Raw genomic sequence first — 20,035 nt, forward strand, 5'->3', positions numbered from 1 at the left:
CAGTGGCACCGGTAGGTCCAGTAGCGCCTGTGTTACCTCGGGGCCCAGTGGCACCGGTAGGTCCAGTAGCGCCCGTGTTACCTTGAGGTCCAGTGGAACCAGTAGCGCCAGTATTACCACTAGGACCAGTTGCACCGGTAGGTCCAGTAGCGCCCGTGTTACCTTGAGGTCCAGTGGCACCAGTAGCGCCCGTGTTACCTCGAGGCCCAGTGGCACCGGTAGGTCCAGTAGCGCCCGTGTTACCTCGAGGCCCAGTGGCACCGGTAGGTCCAGTAGCGCCCGTGTTACCTCGAGGCCCAGTGGCACCAGTAGCGCCTGCTGGTCCAGTAGGTCCGGTAGGTCCTTGAATGAACGAAGCAGAATTAACTAGAGCAGTTTGTAATGCTGCTATTAATTTAAGGAGCTCTTGAAGTGTGCAAGGGTCAATTCGGAATAATTTTGTAATGTATAGTAAATAGTTAATGAGATTTTGAAGCTCAATAAATACAGCGCTTGCTACAAAGGTTGGATTTCTTAATATAGTTATTAAGTTTTTAATAATAGCTAACCCTTGTGCTTTCAGGGAGGAAGTAGCGTCTAGTGAACAAATAAATTTACTCAGTAGGTTCAATGTATCGATTAGATCTTCAATATTTTGGGGAGATGGATTTGCGAAAAGTTTTGGGATTATTTTTGTTAAATCAATAATAATCGCACGAAATGTTCTAAGTTGAGCTTTAGTAATTGGGATTGATGGAGTATTTGGAATTCGTCCGGCGCTACTTGGAAAGCATGGTTTGGAGAATTTGTTTTGATTGTCGTTATAACGAGACATTAAATCTCTCCTTTCTCACGAAAATGTGAACGAAACTCATCATAGTAGATGCAGAAATTAGTTAAATGGTCATAATAAAATCGTTTGTTTAAAGAAAAAATAGAAAAAACGCCTTACAATAAGGCGTTTTTTCTATTTTCTGCGTATTGATAATATCGCTTTAATGAAATTTTTGATTTGAATCCAGCGAGTTTTATAATTTCTGATTCAGGAGTTTCTTTTTTTATTAAGTTTAAAATATAGGTGTTACGAAAATGTTGTCCTGAAATTCCTTTACGTAAATTGGCTCTAGCCACTTCGAGGCGAATCATTTTTTGTATAGCAATTTCCGTTAATGCCTTTGGTGCATCATTTTCATATACCCACCTGTATGTTCCACGGTTAAAATCGAATGCGACAAATAATGGATCATCACTATGGTATTTAGGACGAACTGGTTCCGGGATGCTTTTGTAATAATTATATAGTTGTTTTTTGTCTTCTTTTGCTAATGTAATTGTTCTTTCTACACCTGCGGTTGCTGGGATTGATAATGTGTTAGTTTCAAAGTGAACGTGATGCATTGTTAATGCTGTAAGTTCTTGTAAGGATAAACCGTAGTCAATCAATAGATTTAAAATAGCAATATTGCGATCCATTAATAAGGGGCGCACAGGAAGTTGTTTTTCTGAAAGTCCTTCTAATGAAGTGACTATATACTTTAACCTTTTTTCTTCATCAGGTGAAATGAAATCTTCGTTACGAAGTGTACGGTCTGGTTGAATAGATATCTCCATATTTTTCAATGGATTAGGAATGTTTAGAAAATGATGCATTCTATTTAGTACAATAAATACACGATGCATCGTTTTTTCTGAGTAATGTCGATTCGTTTTTAAATCGGAAAAGTAATCTTCGTAGTCTTTTGTACAAAGTGTAGCCCATATATTACTGGAAGGGAGCTTTTTGTTTTTTTCTAACCAATGTCCGAAGTCTTCAACGTCATAAACATAACGTTTAATAGTTGAGGGTTTTCGGCCTTTATTCAATAAAAAAATAGAAAAGGCTTGTATTGTATCATGGAATTCCGTTGTCTCCATAGTCCCACCACCTTAATTATTTCTTATATTATAGCAAACTTTTCTGAAAATAGGCATTTACAAGGGGGACAGGAATAATAATATTTGGTGAGTGGATAAAATGAGGTGATTGTATGGAACAATCGATGCGAAAGAAAAACAATAATCAAATTAATATTGTGTTAAACCATCGAAAGAAAATTTCTTTGCCAGCCGCAGAAAATAAAACGGTAATTTCAAATGAAACTACAATTAAACATGAAATGCTGCAGAGAATTGAAGAAGAGATGGGGAAGCTTGTTGGGATGGATGATATAAAAAAGATAATAAAAGAAATATATGCTTGGATTTATGTGAATAAAAAAAGACAAGAGAAGGGATTGAAGTCAGAGAAGCAAGTACTTCATATGCTGTTTAAAGGGAATCCAGGTACAGGGAAGACAACAGTTGCTAGAATGATAGGAAAATTGCTGTTTGAGATGAATATTCTATCGAAAGGCCACTTGGTTGAAGCTGAACGTGCTGATCTTGTAGGAGAGTACATCGGCCATACAGCCCAAAAAACAAGAGACTTAATAAAAAAAGCAATGGGAGGTATTTTGTTTATTGATGAGGCGTATTCTTTAGCTCGAGGGGGAGAGAAGGACTTTGGAAAAGAAGCAATTGATACGCTTGTAAAACATATGGAAGATAAACAACATGGTTTTGTATTGATTTTAGCTGGATATTCAAGAGAGATGAATCACTTTCTTTCATTAAATCCAGGGCTGCAATCTCGTTTTCCATTTATTATTGAATTTGCGGATTACTCGGTAAATCAGTTGTTGGAAATTGGGAAAAGAATGTATGAAGAGCGTGAATATCAGTTATCGAAAGAGGCTGAATGGAAATTTAGGGATCATTTACATGCTGTAAAGTATTCGTCGCAAATTACATCGTTTAGTAATGGGCGGTATGTACGGAATATTGTTGAAAAATCAATTCGTACACAGGCGATGCGGTTGTTGCAAGAAGATGCCTATGATAAAAATGATTTAATTGGAATATCGAGCATGGATTTGATGCTCGAAGAGGAGACGCACAGTACATAAACTGTGCGTCGATTTTTGTGTATAAGTTCGTTTACTCTTTTTTTGCTTTTTCTTGGTGTGCTTTATGGAAGTGTTCCATTTTAGCGCTCTTTTCGTGTGCTGAATTAGGATCGTGCCCGAATTGATTTACTGAGCTTTTTTGAGCTCCTTTATTAACGTGGTTTGTCATTTGTATTCACCTCACTTTAAAAATTAGTATAAACATTATATAAAGAAAAAATCGTTAGAAAAGAAAAACCTCTTTACGATATGTAAAGAGGTTAGATTGCTATTTATGCATTGAACGTTCTTTCGTTTCGATACGTCTGTGCGGTAAATGCCATTTGTAATGAATAGAAACCATGCGGAAGCAAACAATTAAAATGAATAAAATGTAAAGAGCCCAATCGCTAACAATAATTTGAGCGCCAATTAAGAAACCTGCTAAAATTGTCCAAAAGGCATATACTTCAGCTCGAAGAACGAGAGGTTTTCTGCGGGCTAAAAGATCGCGAATGATACCGCCGCCGATACCAGTTAAAACAGCTGCTACAATTGTGGCGCTAATTGGTAAATTTAATTTTTGGGCATATAATGCTCCTTGTACAGCAAATGCTGATAAGCCGATAGCGTCAGTGATATTTTCCCACTTTTTCCAATGTCTAATTAACTTATTTGGAAAAAGAAAAATAATAGTCATTGATAAAAGTGCGATTTGGAATAACATGTCTTGTTGCCAAAATGCGACAATCGGATAACCGATTAATAAATTACGAAGGGCACCTCCCCCAAATGCGGTTGCCATTCCTAAAATATACACCCCGAAAATATCATAATCCTCTTCCATTGCAACAATGGCTCCGCTTAGTGCGAAAGCGATTGTGCCTATGATGCTAAAAATCTCCCATGCCATGAATTTTCTCCCCCGCTAACTAGATGAAATGTGCTTCCTCTGCTATTATATTAGAAGGTTTAAATTTCGAAAAGGATGAGTGAACATATTTGATGGAAGAAAAAGAAAAAGTCATATTAGTAGGCTGTCAATTGCCACAAGATGATGATGAAAAATTTATGCATTCCATGAAAGAGCTTGCATCACTAGCGAAGACTGCACGAGCAGAATTGTTAGTGTCAACAACGCAAAAACGACCAAAGTTTCATCCGGCAACTTACATAGGTAAAGGGAAATTAGAAGAGCTTACAATGTTAACTGAAGAATTAGAGCCGGATGTTATTGTATTTAATAATGAATTAACGCCGAGTCAAATTCGGAATTTATCCTCAGTATTAAATGCGAGAGTAATTGATCGAACGCAACTAATACTGGATATTTTTGCGCAACGTGCGAAGTCGAGGGAAGGTAAGCTTCAAGTAGAATTAGCTCAGTTGCAATATACAATGCCGCGTCTTATGGGGCAGGGATTGTCCTTATCGCGTCTTGGTGGTGGTATTGGAACGAGAGGACCGGGTGAGACGAAATTAGAGACGGATCGTCGTCATATTCGATCCCGTATTGATGAAATAAAGAAACAACTTGCAGTTGTTGTGGAACATCGAAAAAGATATCGTGAGAGAAGAAAAGATAATAAAGTATTTCAAGTTTCGTTAATAGGGTATACAAATGCAGGGAAATCGACACTGTTTAATAGATTAACGGAAGCTGATACGTTTGAAGAAAACCTTCTGTTTGCAACATTAGACCCAACGACGAGGAAGATGCCGTTACCTTCTGGTTATACAGTATTACTAACTGATACTGTTGGTTTTATACAAGATTTACCCACTTCATTAATCGCTGCTTTTCGTTCGACACTGGAAGAAGCGGGGGAAGCAGATGTCATTTTACATGTAGTTGATTCCGCGGATTCTAACTACATAGGGCATGAAAAAACAGTAAAACGATTATTATCAGAACTTGAAATTAACCATATTCCTATTATTACGTTATATAATAAAAAAGATGAATTACATCAAAACTTTATTCCGTTTCCGAAAAGTGATTTCTTAATGACTAGTGCTTTTGAAGAAAGTGATTTATTGCGTATAAAAGAAGCGATAGAAACGAAGATGAAGAAAGAAATGGATTGTTATCGAGTGGAAATCCCTCCGAGTGAAGGTAAGTTGTTAACGCTTTTAAAGACGGAAACTCTATTAGCAAAGATGGAGTTTCTAGAAGATAAATTTGTATATGATTGTGCAGGGTATATTTTTACTCATTCATCGCTTAATGTGCAATTAAAGAGATTTTTAGTGGAAGAAGGAGAAAATAAAAATGTTTGATCGTTTGAAAAATGGAGAAAAAATTGCTCCAATTGTAAAAGAAGTAGAGAGTCAGATTACAGAAGTACATAAACGTGCGGATGAAGTGATTGAAAGCAATCAGTTTCGTGTATTAGAAAGTTTTCGGAAACATAAAATTAGTGACTCGCATTTTATCCCGACAACAGGTTATGGTTATGATGATATTGGCCGTGATACGTTAGAAAAAGTGTATGCTGATGTATTTGGGGCGGAAGCTGGACTTGTTCGTCCGCAAATTATTTCAGGTACTCACGCTATCTCTACAGCGTTATTTGGTATTTTACGCCCGGGAGATGAGTTATTATATATCACTGGGAAACCGTATGATACGTTAGAGGAAATTGTTGGTGTGCGTGGGAAAGGTGTAGGTTCATTTAAAGAATATAATATCGGTTACAATGCAGTTCCGCTAACTAGTGCTGGGCTTGTTGATTTTGAGGCTGTTGCAGCGGCGATTCATAATAATACGAAAATGATCGGTATTCAGCGTTCGAAAGGTTATGCTACTCGTCCATCGTTTACTATTTCTCAAATTAAAGAGATGATCGCGTTTGTTAAAGAAATTAAACCTGATGTTGTTGTGTTTGTAGATAACTGTTATGGCGAGTTTATTGAAGAGCAAGAGCCATGTCATGTTGGTGCAGATTTAATGGCGGGTTCACTTATTAAAAACCCGGGCGGCGGAATTGTTAAAACTGGCGGTTATATTGTCGGGAAAGAACAGTATGTTGAAGCGTGTGCATATCGTTTAACATCTCCGGGAATTGGTGCGGAAGCTGGAGCGTCTTTATACAGTCTGCAAGAAATGTATCAAGGGTTCTTCTTAGCGCCACATGTTGCAGGACAAGCGCTGAAAGGTGCAATTTTTACAGCTGCGTTTTTAGAAAAGTTAGGAATGAACACGTCACCAGCGTGGAATGCGCCAAGAACAGACTTAATTCAATCGGTTCAATTTGATGATAAAGACCGTATGATTGCCTTCTGCCAAGCGATTCAATATGCATCTCCAATTAATTCGCATTTTACTCCGTATGCAAACTATATGCCAGGTTATGAAGATGATGTAATCATGGCGGCGGGAACGTTTATTCAAGGTGCAAGTATTGAATTGTCTGCTGATGGTCCAATTAGACCACCGTATGTTGCGTATGTGCAAGGTGGCTTAACGTATTCGCATGTTAAAATTGCGATTTGTTCTGCGATTGACGAATTGATTGAAAAGAATTTATTAATAATTTCTTAATGGGAAGCTGTCGATTTTGGCAGCTTTTTTCGTATAAAAGTAATGATTTATGCGATTAGAAAAAAGAATGAAAAAATTCGTAAAAAAAATTATAAAAAATCATGTGAGAAAAGCTAACATCTATTGACACTAAACATAACATGGTATAAAATGAGAAGCAGTTAAGGCGAAGGAGGAACTGAAAAATGAAAGAAGATAGACGTTCTGCCCCGCTGTTTCCTATTGGTATTGTTATGGATTTAACACAATTGTCTGCACGTCAAATTCGCTACTATGAAGAGCATAATCTTGTTTCTCCAACCCGTACAAAGGGGAATCGTAGATTATTTTCATTTAACGATGTAGATAAGTTGTTAGAAATTAAAGATTTGTTAGATCAAGGCCTGAATATGGCTGGTATTAAACAAGTGTTACTAATGAAAGAAAATCAAACAGAAGCAGTGAAAGTAAAAGAAGAAACGAAAGAAATTTCAAAAACTGAGCTTCGCAAAATACTTCGAGATGAACTACAACATACAGGTAGATTCAATCGAACTTCATTGCGACAAGGTGACATTTCAAGATTTTTTCACTAAAGATAACTGATTCTGAAGGCGATTAGAGGGACTAAGGAGGAATTTATAATGTCTAGATACACAAAAGAAGATATTTTCCGTTTGGCGAAAGAAGAGAATGTAAAGTATATCCGTTTACAATTTACGGACCTTTTAGGGGTAATTAAAAACGTAGAGATTCCAGTGAGACAATTAACGAAAGCTCTTGATAACAAAATGATGTTTGATGGATCTTCGATTGAAGGTTTCGTACGTATTGAAGAGTCTGATATGTATTTATATCCTGATTTAGACACTTGGGTAATTTTCCCTTGGACAGCTGAAAAAGGTAAAGTAGCTCGACTAATCTGTGATATTTACAATGCAGATGGCACTCCATTTGATGGAGACCCACGTAACAACTTAAAACGTGTGTTAAAAGAAATGGAAGCTTTAGGATTTTCAGACTTCAATCTTGGACCAGAGCCAGAATTCTTCCTATTTAAGGTTGATGAAAAAGGAAATCCAACATTAGAACTAAACGATAACGGTGGATACTTCGACCTTGCGCCGATGGATCTAGGGGAAAACTGTCGTCGTGATATCGTTCTTGAACTTGAAGAAATGGGATTTGAAATTGAAGCATCTCACCATGAGGTTGCTCCAGGACAGCACGAAATTGACTTTAAATATGCAAATGCAATTCGCTCATGTGATGACATTCAAACATTCAAACTTGTTGTAAAAACAATTGCTCGTAAACATGGTTTACACGCAACGTTTATGCCAAAACCACTATACGGTGTGAACGGTTCAGGTATGCACTGTAACTTATCATTATTTAAAAATGGTGAGAACGTATTCTTTGATGCAAACGGTGACTTACAATTAAGTGATGATGCTCGTCACTTCATCGCAGGTATTTTAAAACATGCACCAGCATTTACAGCGATAGCAAACCCAACTGTAAACTCATATAAACGTCTAGTACCTGGATATGAAGCGCCTTGTTACGTAGCATGGTCTGCACAAAACCGTAGTCCGTTAGTACGTATCCCTGCATCTCGTGGTATTAGTACACGCGTAGAAGTGCGTAGTGTTGACCCAGCTGCAAACCCATATTTAGTAATGGCTACATTATTAGCTGCAGGTCTTGATGGAATTAAAAACAAATTAACTCCACCAGCAGCAGTAGATCGTAACATCTATGTAATGACAAAAGAAGAGCGCGAAGAAGCAGGTATCGTTGACTTACCAGCAACATTAGCGCAAGCATTAGTTACATTACAATCTAATGAAGTAGTATGCGGTGCACTAGGAGAACACTTACTTGAGCACTTCATCGAAGCGAAAGAGATTGAGTGGGATATCTTTAGAACACAAGTTCACCAATGGGAACGCGATCAATATATGTCTCTATACTAAGAGGCTTGAACCCTTGATACAACTAGTATCAAGGGTTTTTTAATTCCCTATTATTACAATTTTATGTGGTTGCAAAATGAAAAACAACCACATAAAAGCCAATAATTAATAACAAGTAGTGATATCATAGAAAAACATTATCAGATAAACGTAAGTTTTATATAATTTATGAACTAAAAAAGCCTTGATACTACGGTATCAGGGCTTTTTTAGTGAAGTTATTGGATATATTAACTACTAGATAATGGATTGTTTTTGGTTATTTTGAATCATGTTACTAAGAAAATCTTTTCAAAAGAATTGATTTTATCTTTTTTAAATCACTTGTGCTATAACTTAATAATTCTTTACTGCCTGTACAACGCGAGCGATGATTTTTATGTCCTCATCTGCAAGGCTATAAGTTTGTGGCTTGTGAATCAGATTATCACTCAATGATATTAACGTAATGATGCTTAGTTATAACGCAGTCTTATTCAGGATTTCGTTAGTTCATTTTCTAAATTTAGGGAATAAATATAGTTTAGTACCTTGCAATAAACAATACTAAGTGGTATATTATGGATAAAACAGGTACCGTGTATTGAACAGTACTAAGATAGGAAAGGAGGATGGCACTTGAACGTTCAATTTAAAAAAGGTGTGCTTGAACTTTGTGTATTAGCACTTGTAAAACGTAAAGATAGTTACGGTTATGAACTTGTTCAGCAAATTTCTAATAAATTTTTAATATCGGAAGGATCAGTATACCCTTTATTACGTCGTTTGACGAAAGAAGGGTATTTTCAAACGTATTTAAAGGAATCTACGGAAGGGCCACCTCGTAAATATTATCAATTAACAGAGCAAGGGGAGACGCAATTTCATTTGTTAGTAACAGAATGGCGTGATTTTGCGAAAGGGGTACAAGAAATTATTGAAGGGGTGGAATGGGATGAGTAAAGAAGGGTTTCTTAAAGAATTATCAAGTTATCTTAGAAAGTTACCAGAGGAAGAGAGGCAAGATATTTTATTGGATTATGAAGAGCACTTTCAGTTTGGACTAGAAGAGGGGAAAACTGAATCGGAAATAATACAGGGCCTTGGTTCTCCGAAAGTAATCGCGAAAGAATTACTTGCGATGTATCGCTTCGATGAAATGAAAAAAAATCCATCGACTTCAAATGTGACAAGAGCTGTTATGGCAGCGATTGGACTTAGTTTGTTTAATTTTATTATTGTGTTAGGCCCGTTAGTCGCAATTATTGCTTTTATATTTTCTTTTTGGATCGGTGGTATTGCTAGTGTAGTAACACCATTTTTCGTTATTGGAAAAGTATTTATGGGTACTTTTATATGGTTGGATCTTTTCGTTAGTATAACGTTTGTTGGGGTAGGTTTATTGTTATGTATTATCGCTTTTTATAGTACAAAGTGGTTTAAGAGATTGTGTGTACGATATGTAATATGGAACTTCAAAATGATAAAAGGAGAGTAAATGATGAAAAAACTATTTTTAATCGCTATCGCTTGTATCATTATTGGAGTAATAGGAATTTCCCAAACATATGAAAAAGCAGTACAAACTGCTGAAAAAGGCGATAAAGAAAATGTAATTAAAAACGAAACATTAAAAAATATAGAAGTTAAGTTAGATGCCGGGGATATTATTGTCCAAAAATCTCCTGACTCTTCTTTTTATGTAAAGCAATCGGGAGATGTACGTAAACAAGAGATTCGTATCGCAGAAGATGGTGACACATTAAAAATTATTGGGGAAAGAGAAAAAGGTGCTTCATTTGATTTTTCTTTTTACAATTTTAGGTTTCAAACGTCTAAATTGACTCTCCTTGTGCCCGAACGCTCTTACCAAGATATAAAAGTAAATTCATCTGCTGGACAAATCGAAATGAGTGATGTGAAAAGTGATAGCGTAAGTGTTAGAACACTTGCTGGAGAAGTAGAGTTGAAACAAGTAACGGCTAAGAATGTGGAGGGATCGACAAAAGCTGGTGAGGTGAACTTTAAGAAGGTATTAGGGAAAGTGACCGCAAAAACAACAAGTGGGGAAATAAATATTCAAGATCATGATTCTAAGTATAATCTAGAAGCAAGTTCAACTGCGGGAGATATAGATATTACTTTATCGGAAAAACCACAAGATGCGGTAATTACTGGGCAAAGTGCTGCTGGAGATGTAACAATTTTTAATGAAGAAAATAAAAATGTAACAATTGGAAATGGTAGTAAAAAGATTAGCGGTAAAACGGCTGCGGGAGATGTGACGATTGAAACTCGTTAATAAGAAATAGAATGCATGGAAATCTATCAAAATACAAAAAGAAGATAATTACCGTATATAAATAAGGTAATTATCTTCTTTTTGTTATTTTTAATGTAAATCACGATATACGCCAATTACTTTCCCGATAACTGACACTTGTTTTAAAATGATAGGTTCTAATGAAGAGTTTTCTGGTTGTAGACGGAAATGGTCTTTTTCTTTATAGAAACGTTTAACTGTTGCTTCGTTATCCTCTGTTAAAGCGACTACAATTTCACCATTATATGCAGACTGCTGTTGGCGAACAACAACTAAATCTCCATCGAAAATACCAGCTTCAATCATACTATCTCCAGAAATACGTAACATGAACACTTGGTCTGCTCCAGCAACAATACTAGCTGGAAGTGGGAAATGTTCTTCTACGCTTTCGACCGCTGTAATTGGTAAACCAGCAGTGACTTTTCCGACAATTGGAACTTGAATAACAGATTGTGTTTCCGTATCCATTCGGTCTTCACCTAAAATTTCAATGGCACGTGGTTTTGTTGGATCGCGTCGAATGTATCCTTTTTCTTCTAATCGTGATAAATGTCCGTGCACTGTAGAACTAGAAGCGAGGCCGACTGCTTGACCAATTTCACGTACGGAAGGTGGATATCCTTTTTCTTGTACTTTTAGCTTAATAAAGTCGAGAATGTCTTGCTGGCGTTTCGTTAACTTTTCCATGTTTTCTAACACCTCGTTTTCTTTCATTTTTCTTATTAATAAGTATAACATGTGAAAAAACATTCTACAAACATAAGTTCGAACAAATGGCGGATTTATGTTACACTATAGGGAAATAATAGGGAGAAAGAGGGGTTCAAAATGAATGCAATTATTTATGCACGTGTGAGTACAACGAAAGAAGCGCAAGAAACATCATTATTACGTCAAAAAGATGAATTATTGCATTTAGCTGAGCGCTATCAAATGAATGTTACTAAGGTGATTGAAGAGCAGGCTAGTGGATATACAATTGAACGTGACGGTATATTAGAGGTGTTGGATACAATTCGAGACGAACAAATTGATGTGTTACTTATACAAGATGAAACGCGTCTTGGTAGAGGAAATGCGAAGATCGCGTTAATGCATTGTTTACATAAAGAAGGCATAAAAGTATATACGCATACACATAATGGTGAATTACAATTGTCGGATTCTGATTCAATGGTATTAGATATTATTGGTATTGTTGAAGAATATCAAAGAAAGATTCATAATTTGAAAATTAAACGAGGTATGCAACGTGCAGTAGAAAAAGGTTATCGTCCAGAAAAAAATTTAAAAAATCGTCATTTAAGTGTAGGAAGAGAGAAAAAAGAAGTGCCGATTGAGGAAATTGTACGTTTGCGAAAAAGTGAACTCACGTTTGAAGAAATTGCAGCAACATTACGTGGATTTGGTCATAATGTTTCAAAGGCGACTGTACATCGTAGATATGTAGAGTATACGAAGCAATTGCTTGATAAAGAAGAGTAACTATTGTATGATAATAATCAGTTTTGATTAGAAGGGGGATTCGAGATGATTAATCACGAACTCGTTGAACGCATTAACTTCTTAGCGAAAAAAGCAAAAGCTGAAGGTTTAACTGAAGAAGAGCAACGTGAGCGTCAATCGCTACGTGAACAATATTTAAAAGGATTTCGTCAAAATATGTTAAACGAACTTAAAGGTATTAAAGTTGTTAACGAAGAAGGTACAGATGTTACACCGACGAAATTAAAAGCTTTAAAAAAGCAAGATAATGCAAAATTAAATTAAAAGATGGGCGAAGCCCATCTTTTTTATATGTAAAAATCGTTATTTAATAACTTTCCAGTTGTTATTAACTGTTGCTTCTATCGTTTTATGTTCCAATATATAATTAGCGATAAGTTCAGACATATCTGTGGGTATATCTTTTACTACCGGTTTGTTTTGAAACATAAAGAAATTTCCCCCGCCACTTGCACGATAATTATTCATTACAACGTCATATTCTTCATTCATATTAAGAGGAGCACTGTTATACTGTAAAGATTCTACTCTTTCACCAATTGGTTTTGAAATGTTTAATACGTATGAAATCCCTTCCCACATATCATAATTATAATGTTGTGGCTTTGGTTCTATGTAGGTAGGACTTACGGTGATGGATCCATCTGTTTTTAATGTGAAATAAGAAGCAGAGAGTTCAAGAGCATTTTTTATATCCGCTCCAGTTATTCTAATTACTTTTAATGTGTTTGGATAAATATAATTAGAAACGATGTCACGCATTGTTACATGTTCCGGGAAACCTGGAGATGTATTATGGAACAAACTTGTACAAGAAATTGATACATTAGCTATATCCATCTGTATTTTATTTATGAATTCGATAAAAGGATGATCATGCAAACGAGTTTGCATAGCATCTGAAATTTGCATATCCCCCTGAATGATTCCAATAGGTTGATCAAGCCACTTTTGTGTTTTCTCTTCGTAATCGGCTACCAATGAAAGTACATCTTGGTCAGCCTCAACTCCTTGTACAGATAATAATTCAGAAGAACTCTCTTTTTTAACCCATTTATGTTTTGTTTTTTCGAATGTTATTTTTACTTTTCCAACTGAGTTTCCATTACATCCGGTCTGTAAAATTGTTACACCGTTAGCCATTGTGTGAGCAATTTCCCGGTGTTGGTGGCCTGTTAATAAAATATCTATGTCGTCAATTTCATGGCACATTGCATATCCTTGGTTTTCTCCTGTTAAAACTTCAGTCGGTACCCCGGTTTGTAAATCTCGTTCAACTCCCCCGTGATACGCTACGACTAGTAAATCTGGTTTCTCATGTTTGCGAATGTAAGAAACCCACTTTTTCGTTGTTTCTAATGCATCTTCAAATTGTAAGTCTTTAATGTGATGGGGTTGTTCCCAATTGGTAATGTAGTGCGTTGTCACCCCTAAAATAGCAATTTTTATATTGGATTCAATCTGTTTGATTATATAAGGTTTTCCGAAATAAGGTTTCTTTATGTTTTTATCTAAAATGTTTGCTGATAGGTACGGGAAGTTCGCAGTAGTCACAGCGTTATTTAATATACCCATCCCGTAATTAAACTCATGATTGCCGATAATTGCAGCGTCATACTGTAAGTAATTTGCTAATAAGGACATTGGGTTTTTTTTGTTTTTTTCGTATGTAACATAATGATAAGTAAATGGTGTTCCTTGAATAAAGTCGCCATTATCAATTAAAAGAACGTTTGTATTTTGGGAACGTTCTTTTTTTATAAGAGTAGAAATTTTAGCTAAACCAAGTTCTGCTGGGGAGTTATCTTGGTAGTGAATAGGATAAACAGTGCCATGTATATCGCTTGTTAATAAGATGTTTAAAGTTACAGTTTGATTTTGTTCCAATATGACTCACCTTTTCTATTGTTATCTTCCAATTCATCATATCAAATATGTGAAGAGAATTTTAATGTGAGTGTATAGAATGTGTAAAGATTCTGTAAATAATCAATTATTTGTAAAAATATGTGATATATTTCTTCATGTTTATGAAAGGTTATTTTATAACAATGAAAAATGGAGGCATTAATATGTTGAAAAAAGTTTTTGCAATGAGCACAACAGTTGTACTAGCAGCGGGATTATTAAGTGGCTGTGGAACGAAGGAATCAAGTGCAAGTAAAAATGAAGATACGAAAAAAGGGTATGTACCGAAGACTTTAAATGTTCAATTTGTTCCTTCTCAAAATGCAGATACGTTAGAGGCGAAGGCAAAACCGCTTGAGAAGCTATTAAGTGATAAGTTAAATATTCCAGTAAAAGTTAGTATTTCAACGAACTACAATACAATTGTAGAAGCGATGGCATCTAAACAAGTAGATGTAGGATTTTTACCGCCAACAGCGTACGTATTAGCACATGAAAAGAAGGCTGCAAATGTAATTTTACAAGCACAACGTTTTGGAGTAGAGGATGAAACAGGAGCTCCTACAAAAGATTTAGTAGATTATTATAAATCTGAGTTTGTTGTTAAAAAAGACTCTAATATAAATAGTGTAAAAGATTTAAAAGGTAAAAAGATTGGTTATCAAGACGTAACATCATCAGCAGGGTATGTATGGCCTGCAGCTGTTCTATTAAAAGAGGGAATTGATCCGTTAAAAGATGTGAAACCTGTTACATTAAAAGGTCACGATCAGTCGCTTATTGCTCTTTTAAATGGTGACGTAGATGCAGCTGTTGTATTCCAAGATGCTCGTAATATTGTAAAAAAAGATTATCCGAATATATTCGAGCAAACGAAAATAGTGAAATTTACGGAGAAAATTCCAAACGATACGATTTCGGTACGTTCTGATTTAGATGAAGAGTGGAGCAAGAAATTACAGGATGCTTTCATTGAAATTGGAAAAAATGAGGAAGGTCACAAAATCATTAAAGAAGTATATTCACATGAAGGATATGTTAAATCTGATGATAGTAAATTTGACATCGTTCGTGAATATGGGAAGAAAGTAAAAACGCAATAATACATATGGAAATGGCAGCTAGCTGAAAGGGAATGTTTTCAGTTAGTTTGCCGTTTTGAATACATAGAAGGTAGGGAAGATGTGTGATAGAATTTCGAAATGTCTCCAAAGTGTATCCAAATGGTACAAAAGGATTGAATAATATAAACTTGAAAATTCAAAAAGGTGAGTTTGTTGTAATGGTAGGGCTGTCCGGAGCTGGAAAGTCTACACTTCTAAAATCGGTAAATCGTCTTCATGAGATTACAGAAGGCGAAATCATGATTGAATGTGAGTCTATTACTGCTGCAAAAGGAAAAGATTTACGACGTATGCGCCGGGATATTGGTATGATCTTTCAAAGTTTTAACCTTGTAAAGCGATCAACAGTATTGAAGAATGTATTAGCTGGCCGTGTTGGATATCATTCGACATTGCGTACAACGTTAGGTTTGTTTCCGAAAGAGGATGTGGAGCTCGCATTTCAAGCGTTAAAAAGAGTGAATATTTTAGAAAAAGCATATGCACGTGCTGATGAATTATCAGGAGGACAACAACAACGTGTATCGATAGCTAGAGCATTGGCGCAAGAAGCAAAAATCATATTGGCAGATGAACCTGTTGCGTCGTTAGATCCGCTAACAACAAAGCAAGTATTAGATGATTTAAAGAAAATTAATGAAGATTTTGGAATTACAACAATTGTAAACTTACATTCTATTGCTTTAGCTAGGCAATATGCGACGCGTATTATTGGATTACATGCAGGCGAAATTGTTTTTGATGGTTTAGTAGAAGCAGCAACGGATGAAAAGTTTGCTGAAATTTATGGTGACGTAGCACAGAAAAGTGAATTGTTAGAGGTGGCAGCTAAATGAATGATGTGACGATATATTCGAAGTCGATACCGAAGCCGCCGAGTAAGTTAAAACATATGTTAACGTTTATTCTATTCATTTTACTGTTGTGGGGAAGTAGTATACAGGTCGACGCATCATTTTCAAAGCTAGTAGTTGGTTTTCCTAATATAATGGATTTGTTAAAAGAAATGGTGCCGCCAGATTGGAGTTATTTTCAAGTTATTACAACAGCAATGTTAGATACAATACGTATGGCGATTATTGGGACGACTTTAGGAGCGATTTTAGCTATTCCACTTGCACTGTTTGCGGCAAGTAATGTGTTTACTAGTACATTTTTATACAGTCCAGCTCGATTGATTTTAAATTTTATTCGAACGATACCAGATTTATTATTAGCGGCAATTTTCGTAGCTATTTTTGGAATAGGACTACTTCCGGGTATTTTAGCTCTTACTTTTTTCTCAATTGGGCTCGTGGCGAAATTGTTGTATGAATCAATTGAATCAATTGACCCTGGCCCACTAGAAGCGATGACAGCTGTAGGGGCTAATAAGGTGCAATGGATTGTTTATGGAGTCATTCCACAAGTAAAAGCACACTTTGTTTCCTATGTACTATATACATTTGAGGTGAATGTACGGGCAGCGGCTGTCCTAGGTTTAGTAGGAGCAGGTGGTATTGGACTATATTATGATCGTACACTTGGATTTTTACAATATCAACAAACTGCATCTATTATCATCTATACTCTTGTTGTTGTATTGGTAATTGATTATGTAAGTACATTGTTGCGGGAGAAATTATAATGAGTAAAACGACGATAATCGTACCAAAACCGAAGAAACCGAGTGTGTATCGCTCGTTTATTTTTATAGCACTTACATTTGTTTATATATGGGCTTTTTCAGGAGTACCGCTAGAGGGAATAAAGGAAACGGCGGGAGAAATTACAAAAGCAATTATGACAGGGATATTGAATCCAGACTGGTCGTATGTATCTTTGCCAGATGGTGAAGATTTATTACATGGATTAATTGATACGTTGGCAATTGCGATATTAGGTACATTTATTTCTGCATTTTTATCTGTTCCGTTTGCTTTTTGGGCGGCAACGAATATGAGTAGTGGAAAATTAACTTCAGGATTTGGGAAATTTGTACTTAGTTTTGTTCGTACGTTTCCTGAATTAATTATGGCTCTTTTATTTATAAAAGCTGTTGGTCCAGGCTCTTTTGCAGGAGTATTAGCCTTAGGATTGCATTCTATTGGAATGTTAGGAAAACTATATTCAGAAGGAATTGAAAACATAGATAAAGGACCGACGGAAGCGTTACTAGCAACAGGAGCAAATCGTTTTCAAATACTTTGGTATGCGGTGTTACCGCAAGTGTTACCAGATTTTCTATCGTATACGTTATACAGATTTGAAATTAATGTACGATCCGCTGCGATTTTAGGGGTTATCGGAGCAGGAGGGATTGGTACGCCACTAATTTTTGCGCTGAGTTCACGCAATTGGTCTCGCGTGGGAATTATTTTATTGGGCATTATTTTAATGGTCATTATCATTGATTTTATTTCAAGTTCGATTCGGAAACGGATTGTGTAACTGATTTGAAAAGCATCGAATGTAGATGCTTTTTTTATGTTTTAAAAACGTATTTAAAAAGTAAGTATAGAAGAGATTTGTATAAATATACAGATAATTCCCTTTCTTTTTAAAATAAAAATAATGAAAAAGTATGTCATATTGAATACCCATACATTCCCGGAAACATTGATTTTTTTATAAAAAATCAAAAAAACATCAACATATTTGTCGATACATGTTGTATAATCTTGCGTGGGAAGCTATCATATAAATGTATAAAACGTTTACTAATATAAGCGAAGGGAAGAATAGCATGTCACATTCAATCGAACAACTTTCTATCAACACGATTCGCACATTATCCATCGATGCGATTGAAAAAGCAAACTCTGGTCACCCAGGAATGCCAATGGGTGCAGCACCAATGGCTTATACATTATGGACTCAATTTATGAAACACAATCCAAATAACCCAACGTGGTTTAACCGTGATCGTTTCGTATTATCTGCAGGTCATGGTTCAATGTTATTATACAGCCTACTTCACCTATCTGGTTATGATGTAACAATGGATGACTTAAAGAACTTCCGTCAATGGGGAAGCAAAACTCCAGGACATCCTGAGTACGGTCATACAGCTGGTGTAGATGCAACGACTGGTCCACTTGGACAAGGTATTGCAACTGCTGTAGGTATGGCAATGGCTGAAAGACATTTAGCTGCTAAATATAACCGTGATGCGTATAATGTAGTAGATCATTATACATATGCTATTTGTGGTGATGGAGATTTAATGGAGGGCGTTTCTGCTGAAGCATCTTCATTAGCTGCTCATTTACAATTAGGTCGTCTTGTTGTGCTTTACGATTCAAACGATATTTCATTAGATGGCGATTTAAATCGTTCATTCTCTGAAAGTGTAGAAGATCGTTACAAAGCATACGGATGGCAAGTAATCCGTGTTGAGGATGGAAACGATATTGAAGCAATCGCGAAAGCAATTGAAGAAGCGAAAGCTGACGAAAAACGCCCAACGCTAATTGAAGTAAGAACGACAATTGGTTTCGGTTCTCCAAACAAATCAGGAAAATCAGCTTCACATGGTTCTCCACTTGGTGTAGAAGAAACAAAATTAACGAAAGAAGCATATGCTTGGACTGCTGAGCAAGACTTCCACGTAGCAGAAGAAGTATATGACAACTTCCGTAAAACAGTACAAGATGTTGGTGAAACTGCGCAAGCTGAGTGGAACACGATGCTAGGTGAATATGCACAAGCATACCCAGAATTAGCAAACGAATTCCAAGCAGCAATGAACGGTCAACTTCCAGAAGGTTGGGAGCAAAACTTACCAACTTATGAATTAGGATCAAAAGCAGCAACTCGTAATTCTTCTGGTGCTGTAATTAATGCAATTGCAGAGTCTGTACCATCATTCTTCGGTGGATCTGCTGACCTTGCTGGTTCTAACAAAACATACATGAATAACGAAAAAGACTTTACAAGAGATGATTACAGCGGTAAAAACATTTGGTACGGTGTACGTGAGTTCGCAATGGGTGCAGCAATGAACGGTATTGCACTACATGGTGGTTTAAAAACTTACGGTGGTACGTTCTTCGTATTCTCTGATTACTTACGTCCAGCAATTCGCCTTGCAGCATTAATGCAATTGCCAGTAACGTATGTATTCACACATGACAGTATCGCTGTTGGTGAAGATGGTCCAACACATGAACCAATCGAGCAATTAGCAGCGCTTCGTGCAATGCCAAACGTTTCTGTTATCCGTCCTGCTGATGGTAACGAATCTGTTGCAGCTTGGAGACTAGCTTTAGAATCTACAAACAAACCAACTGCTTTAGTATTAACTCGTCAAGACCTTCCAACATTAGAAGGTGCAAAAGATGATACGTATGAAAAAGTAGCAAAAGGTGCATATGTAGTTTCTGCAAGCAAGAAAGAAACGGCTGACGTAATCTTACTTGCAACTGGATCTGAAGTAAGCCTAGCTGTTGAAGCTCAAAAAGCATTAGCAGTAGACGGCGTTGACGCAGCTGTTGTCAGCATGCCATCTATGGATCGCTTCGAAGCTCAAACTGCAGAGTACAAAGAATCTGTATTACCAAAAGCAGTAACAAAACGTTTCGCAATCGAAATGGGTGCTACATTCGGATGGCACCGTTACGTAGGTCTTGAAGGAGATGTGTTAGGTATCGATACATTCGGTGCTTCTGCTCCTGGTGAGAAGATTATGGAAGAGTATGGATTTACTGTAGAGAACGTTGTTCGTAAAGTAAAAGAAATGCTTTAATGATTTCAGAAAAATCTCTCCG

At 36.3% G+C, this 20,035-nt stretch carries 21 protein-coding genes and 1 pseudogene; 15 read left to right on the forward strand and 7 right to left on the reverse strand.

Going from position 1 to position 20,035, the window contains the following annotated elements; translation table 11 throughout:
- The coding region (locus MR107_RS16255) for a collagen-like repeat preface domain-containing protein (RefSeq protein WP_242292522.1) at positions 1–814 on the reverse strand (814 nt) is incomplete at its 3' end.
- 113 nt (positions 815–927) lie between these two features.
- Positions 928–1,893 carry a tyrosine-type recombinase/integrase gene (locus MR107_RS16260; RefSeq protein ID WP_000450326.1) on the reverse strand — a complete coding sequence of 322 codons (966 nt, stop codon included), beginning with the start codon at positions 1,891–1,893 and terminating at the stop codon, positions 928–930.
- Positions 1,894–2,006: 113 nt separating this feature from the next.
- Between MR107_RS16260 and spoVK the strand changes: the two genes are divergently transcribed.
- Entirely contained in the window at positions 2,007–2,963 is a 957-nt protein-coding gene (spoVK, locus tag MR107_RS16265; protein ID WP_000438178.1) for a stage V sporulation protein K, read from the forward strand.
- 31 nt (positions 2,964–2,994) lie between these two features.
- Here spoVK and MR107_RS16270 read toward each other — a convergent pair whose 3' ends face one another.
- Together MR107_RS16270 and MR107_RS16275 are read right to left on the reverse strand one after the other, a co-directional pair.
- Complete coding sequence (locus tag MR107_RS16270; protein ID WP_000181500.1) at positions 2,995–3,132, reverse strand: hypothetical protein; 138 nt, start codon at positions 3,130–3,132, stop codon at positions 2,995–2,997.
- A gap of 99 nt (positions 3,133–3,231) precedes the next feature.
- A complete protein-coding gene (locus MR107_RS16275) occupies positions 3,232–3,855 on the reverse strand; it encodes a trimeric intracellular cation channel family protein (protein WP_000312267.1) in 624 nt (207 codons plus the stop codon).
- A 92-nt stretch (positions 3,856–3,947) separates the two neighbouring features.
- On the opposite strand from MR107_RS16275, the gene hflX reads away from it, so the two are divergent.
- From hflX to glnA, 4 genes are all read left to right on the forward strand, one after another.
- The gene (hflX, locus tag MR107_RS16280; RefSeq protein WP_000391408.1) at positions 3,948–5,222 is read left to right on the forward strand and encodes a GTPase HflX; all 1,275 of its coding nucleotides are present in this window, start codon (positions 3,948–3,950) and stop codon (positions 5,220–5,222) included.
- Positions 5,215–6,486 (forward strand): methionine gamma-lyase family protein, encoded by a 1,272-nt coding sequence (locus MR107_RS16285; RefSeq protein WP_000460304.1) that lies wholly within the window; start codon positions 5,215–5,217, stop codon positions 6,484–6,486. The genes hflX and MR107_RS16285 overlap by 8 nt, the downstream gene beginning before the upstream one ends.
- A gap of 185 nt (positions 6,487–6,671) precedes the next feature.
- Positions 6,672–7,061, forward strand: a complete 390-nt coding sequence (gene glnR / locus MR107_RS16290) for a transcriptional repressor GlnR (protein WP_000656783.1) — start codon at positions 6,672–6,674, stop codon at positions 7,059–7,061.
- A gap of 48 nt (positions 7,062–7,109) precedes the next feature.
- Complete coding sequence (glnA, locus tag MR107_RS16295; RefSeq protein ID WP_000092763.1) at positions 7,110–8,444, forward strand: type I glutamate--ammonia ligase; 1,335 nt, start codon at positions 7,110–7,112, stop codon at positions 8,442–8,444.
- 336 nt (positions 8,445–8,780) lie between these two features.
- On the opposite strand, the pseudogene MR107_RS31995 reads toward glnA, so the two are convergent.
- Positions 8,781–8,900 (reverse strand): annotated as a pseudogene (locus MR107_RS31995) (LexA family protein); the annotation flags it as partial.
- A gap of 162 nt (positions 8,901–9,062) precedes the next feature.
- On the opposite strand from MR107_RS31995, the gene MR107_RS16300 reads away from it, so the two are divergent.
- Genes MR107_RS16300 through MR107_RS16310 form a run of 3 tightly spaced genes read left to right on the forward strand, consistent with a single transcriptional unit; the run spans position 9,063 to position 10,725 of the window.
- A complete protein-coding gene (locus MR107_RS16300; protein ID WP_001102628.1) occupies positions 9,063–9,386 on the forward strand; it encodes a PadR family transcriptional regulator in 324 nt (107 codons plus the stop codon).
- The gene (locus MR107_RS16305) at positions 9,379–9,921 is read left to right on the forward strand and encodes a DUF1700 domain-containing protein (protein ID WP_000031383.1); all 543 of its coding nucleotides are present in this window, start codon (positions 9,379–9,381) and stop codon (positions 9,919–9,921) included. The genes MR107_RS16300 and MR107_RS16305 overlap by 8 nt, the downstream gene beginning before the upstream one ends.
- Complete coding sequence (locus MR107_RS16310) at positions 9,922–10,725, forward strand: DUF4097 family beta strand repeat-containing protein (RefSeq protein WP_098214150.1); 804 nt, start codon at positions 9,922–9,924, stop codon at positions 10,723–10,725.
- A gap of 90 nt (positions 10,726–10,815) precedes the next feature.
- On the opposite strand, the gene lexA is transcribed toward MR107_RS16310, so the two are convergent.
- Complete coding sequence (gene lexA / locus MR107_RS16315; protein WP_000413738.1) at positions 10,816–11,436, reverse strand: transcriptional repressor LexA; 621 nt, start codon at positions 11,434–11,436, stop codon at positions 10,816–10,818.
- A 141-nt stretch (positions 11,437–11,577) separates the two neighbouring features.
- Between lexA and MR107_RS16320 the strand changes: the two genes are divergently transcribed.
- Together MR107_RS16320 and MR107_RS16325 are read left to right on the forward strand one after the other, a co-directional pair.
- A complete protein-coding gene (locus MR107_RS16320) occupies positions 11,578–12,234 on the forward strand; it encodes a YneB family resolvase-like protein (RefSeq protein WP_000991469.1) in 657 nt (218 codons plus the stop codon).
- 45 nt (positions 12,235–12,279) lie between these two features.
- The gene (locus tag MR107_RS16325; protein ID WP_000607015.1) at positions 12,280–12,519 is read left to right on the forward strand and encodes a DUF896 domain-containing protein; all 240 of its coding nucleotides are present in this window, start codon (positions 12,280–12,282) and stop codon (positions 12,517–12,519) included.
- 39 nt (positions 12,520–12,558) lie between these two features.
- Here the strand turns inward: MR107_RS16325 and MR107_RS16330 are convergent, their stop codons facing one another.
- Entirely contained in the window at positions 12,559–14,142 is a 1,584-nt protein-coding gene (locus MR107_RS16330; RefSeq protein ID WP_086401140.1) for a bifunctional metallophosphatase/5'-nucleotidase, read from the reverse strand.
- A 185-nt stretch (positions 14,143–14,327) separates the two neighbouring features.
- Between MR107_RS16330 and MR107_RS16335 the strand changes: the two genes are divergently transcribed.
- From MR107_RS16335 to tkt, 5 genes are all read left to right on the forward strand, one after another.
- Complete coding sequence (locus tag MR107_RS16335; protein ID WP_000915065.1) at positions 14,328–15,266, forward strand: phosphate/phosphite/phosphonate ABC transporter substrate-binding protein; 939 nt, start codon at positions 14,328–14,330, stop codon at positions 15,264–15,266.
- A gap of 83 nt (positions 15,267–15,349) precedes the next feature.
- On the forward strand, positions 15,350–16,123 hold the full coding sequence (gene phnC / locus MR107_RS16340; RefSeq protein ID WP_000569244.1) for a phosphonate ABC transporter ATP-binding protein: 774 nt from the start codon (positions 15,350–15,352) through the stop codon (positions 16,121–16,123).
- Positions 16,120–16,914 (forward strand): phosphonate ABC transporter, permease protein PhnE, encoded by a 795-nt coding sequence (gene phnE / locus MR107_RS16345; RefSeq protein ID WP_242292523.1) that lies wholly within the window; start codon positions 16,120–16,122, stop codon positions 16,912–16,914. Before phnC ends, phnE (MR107_RS16345) begins: the two co-directional genes overlap by 4 nt.
- Positions 16,914–17,717, forward strand: a complete 804-nt coding sequence (gene phnE / locus MR107_RS16350) for a phosphonate ABC transporter, permease protein PhnE (protein WP_000047891.1) — start codon at positions 16,914–16,916, stop codon at positions 17,715–17,717. The genes phnE (MR107_RS16345) and phnE (MR107_RS16350) overlap by 1 nt, the downstream gene beginning before the upstream one ends.
- 295 nt (positions 17,718–18,012) lie before the next feature.
- On the forward strand, positions 18,013–20,013 hold the full coding sequence (tkt, locus tag MR107_RS16355; protein WP_000019766.1) for a transketolase: 2,001 nt from the start codon (positions 18,013–18,015) through the stop codon (positions 20,011–20,013).
- The last annotated feature ends 22 nt before the right edge of the window (positions 20,014–20,035 follow it).

The sequence above is a fragment of the Bacillus cereus group sp. BfR-BA-01441 genome, assembly GCF_022663075.1.
In the GTDB taxonomy this organism is placed as follows: Bacteria; Bacillota; Bacilli; order Bacillales; family Bacillaceae_G; genus Bacillus_A; species Bacillus_A cereus.

Excerpts from the sequence above, each read along its gene's own strand:
- MR107_RS16260 (WP_000450326.1), bottom strand. The coding sequence starts at position 1,893 with ATGGAGACAACGGAATTCCATGATACAATACAAGCCTTTTCTATTTTT.
- spoVK (WP_000438178.1), top strand. The coding sequence starts at position 2,007 with ATGGAACAATCGATGCGAAAGAAAAACAATAATCAAATTAATATTGTG.
- MR107_RS16270 (WP_000181500.1), bottom strand. The coding sequence starts at position 3,132 with ATGACAAACCACGTTAATAAAGGAGCTCAAAAAAGCTCAGTAAATCAA.
- MR107_RS16275 (WP_000312267.1), bottom strand. The coding sequence starts at position 3,855 with ATGGCATGGGAGATTTTTAGCATCATAGGCACAATCGCTTTCGCACTA.
- hflX (WP_000391408.1), top strand. The coding sequence starts at position 3,948 with ATGGAAGAAAAAGAAAAAGTCATATTAGTAGGCTGTCAATTGCCACAA.
- MR107_RS16285 (WP_000460304.1), top strand. The coding sequence starts at position 5,215 with ATGTTTGATCGTTTGAAAAATGGAGAAAAAATTGCTCCAATTGTAAAA.
- glnR (WP_000656783.1), top strand. The coding sequence starts at position 6,672 with ATGAAAGAAGATAGACGTTCTGCCCCGCTGTTTCCTATTGGTATTGTT.
- glnA (WP_000092763.1), top strand. The coding sequence starts at position 7,110 with ATGTCTAGATACACAAAAGAAGATATTTTCCGTTTGGCGAAAGAAGAG.
- MR107_RS16305 (WP_000031383.1), top strand. The coding sequence starts at position 9,379 with ATGAGTAAAGAAGGGTTTCTTAAAGAATTATCAAGTTATCTTAGAAAG.
- MR107_RS16310 (WP_098214150.1), top strand. The coding sequence starts at position 9,922 with ATGATGAAAAAACTATTTTTAATCGCTATCGCTTGTATCATTATTGGA.
- lexA (WP_000413738.1), bottom strand. The coding sequence starts at position 11,436 with ATGGAAAAGTTAACGAAACGCCAGCAAGACATTCTCGACTTTATTAAG.
- MR107_RS16320 (WP_000991469.1), top strand. The coding sequence starts at position 11,578 with ATGAATGCAATTATTTATGCACGTGTGAGTACAACGAAAGAAGCGCAA.
- MR107_RS16325 (WP_000607015.1), top strand. The coding sequence starts at position 12,280 with ATGATTAATCACGAACTCGTTGAACGCATTAACTTCTTAGCGAAAAAA.
- MR107_RS16335 (WP_000915065.1), top strand. The coding sequence starts at position 14,328 with ATGTTGAAAAAAGTTTTTGCAATGAGCACAACAGTTGTACTAGCAGCG.
- phnE (WP_242292523.1), top strand. The coding sequence starts at position 16,120 with ATGAATGATGTGACGATATATTCGAAGTCGATACCGAAGCCGCCGAGT.
- phnE (WP_000047891.1), top strand. The coding sequence starts at position 16,914 with ATGAGTAAAACGACGATAATCGTACCAAAACCGAAGAAACCGAGTGTG.
- tkt (WP_000019766.1), top strand. The coding sequence starts at position 18,013 with ATGTCACATTCAATCGAACAACTTTCTATCAACACGATTCGCACATTA.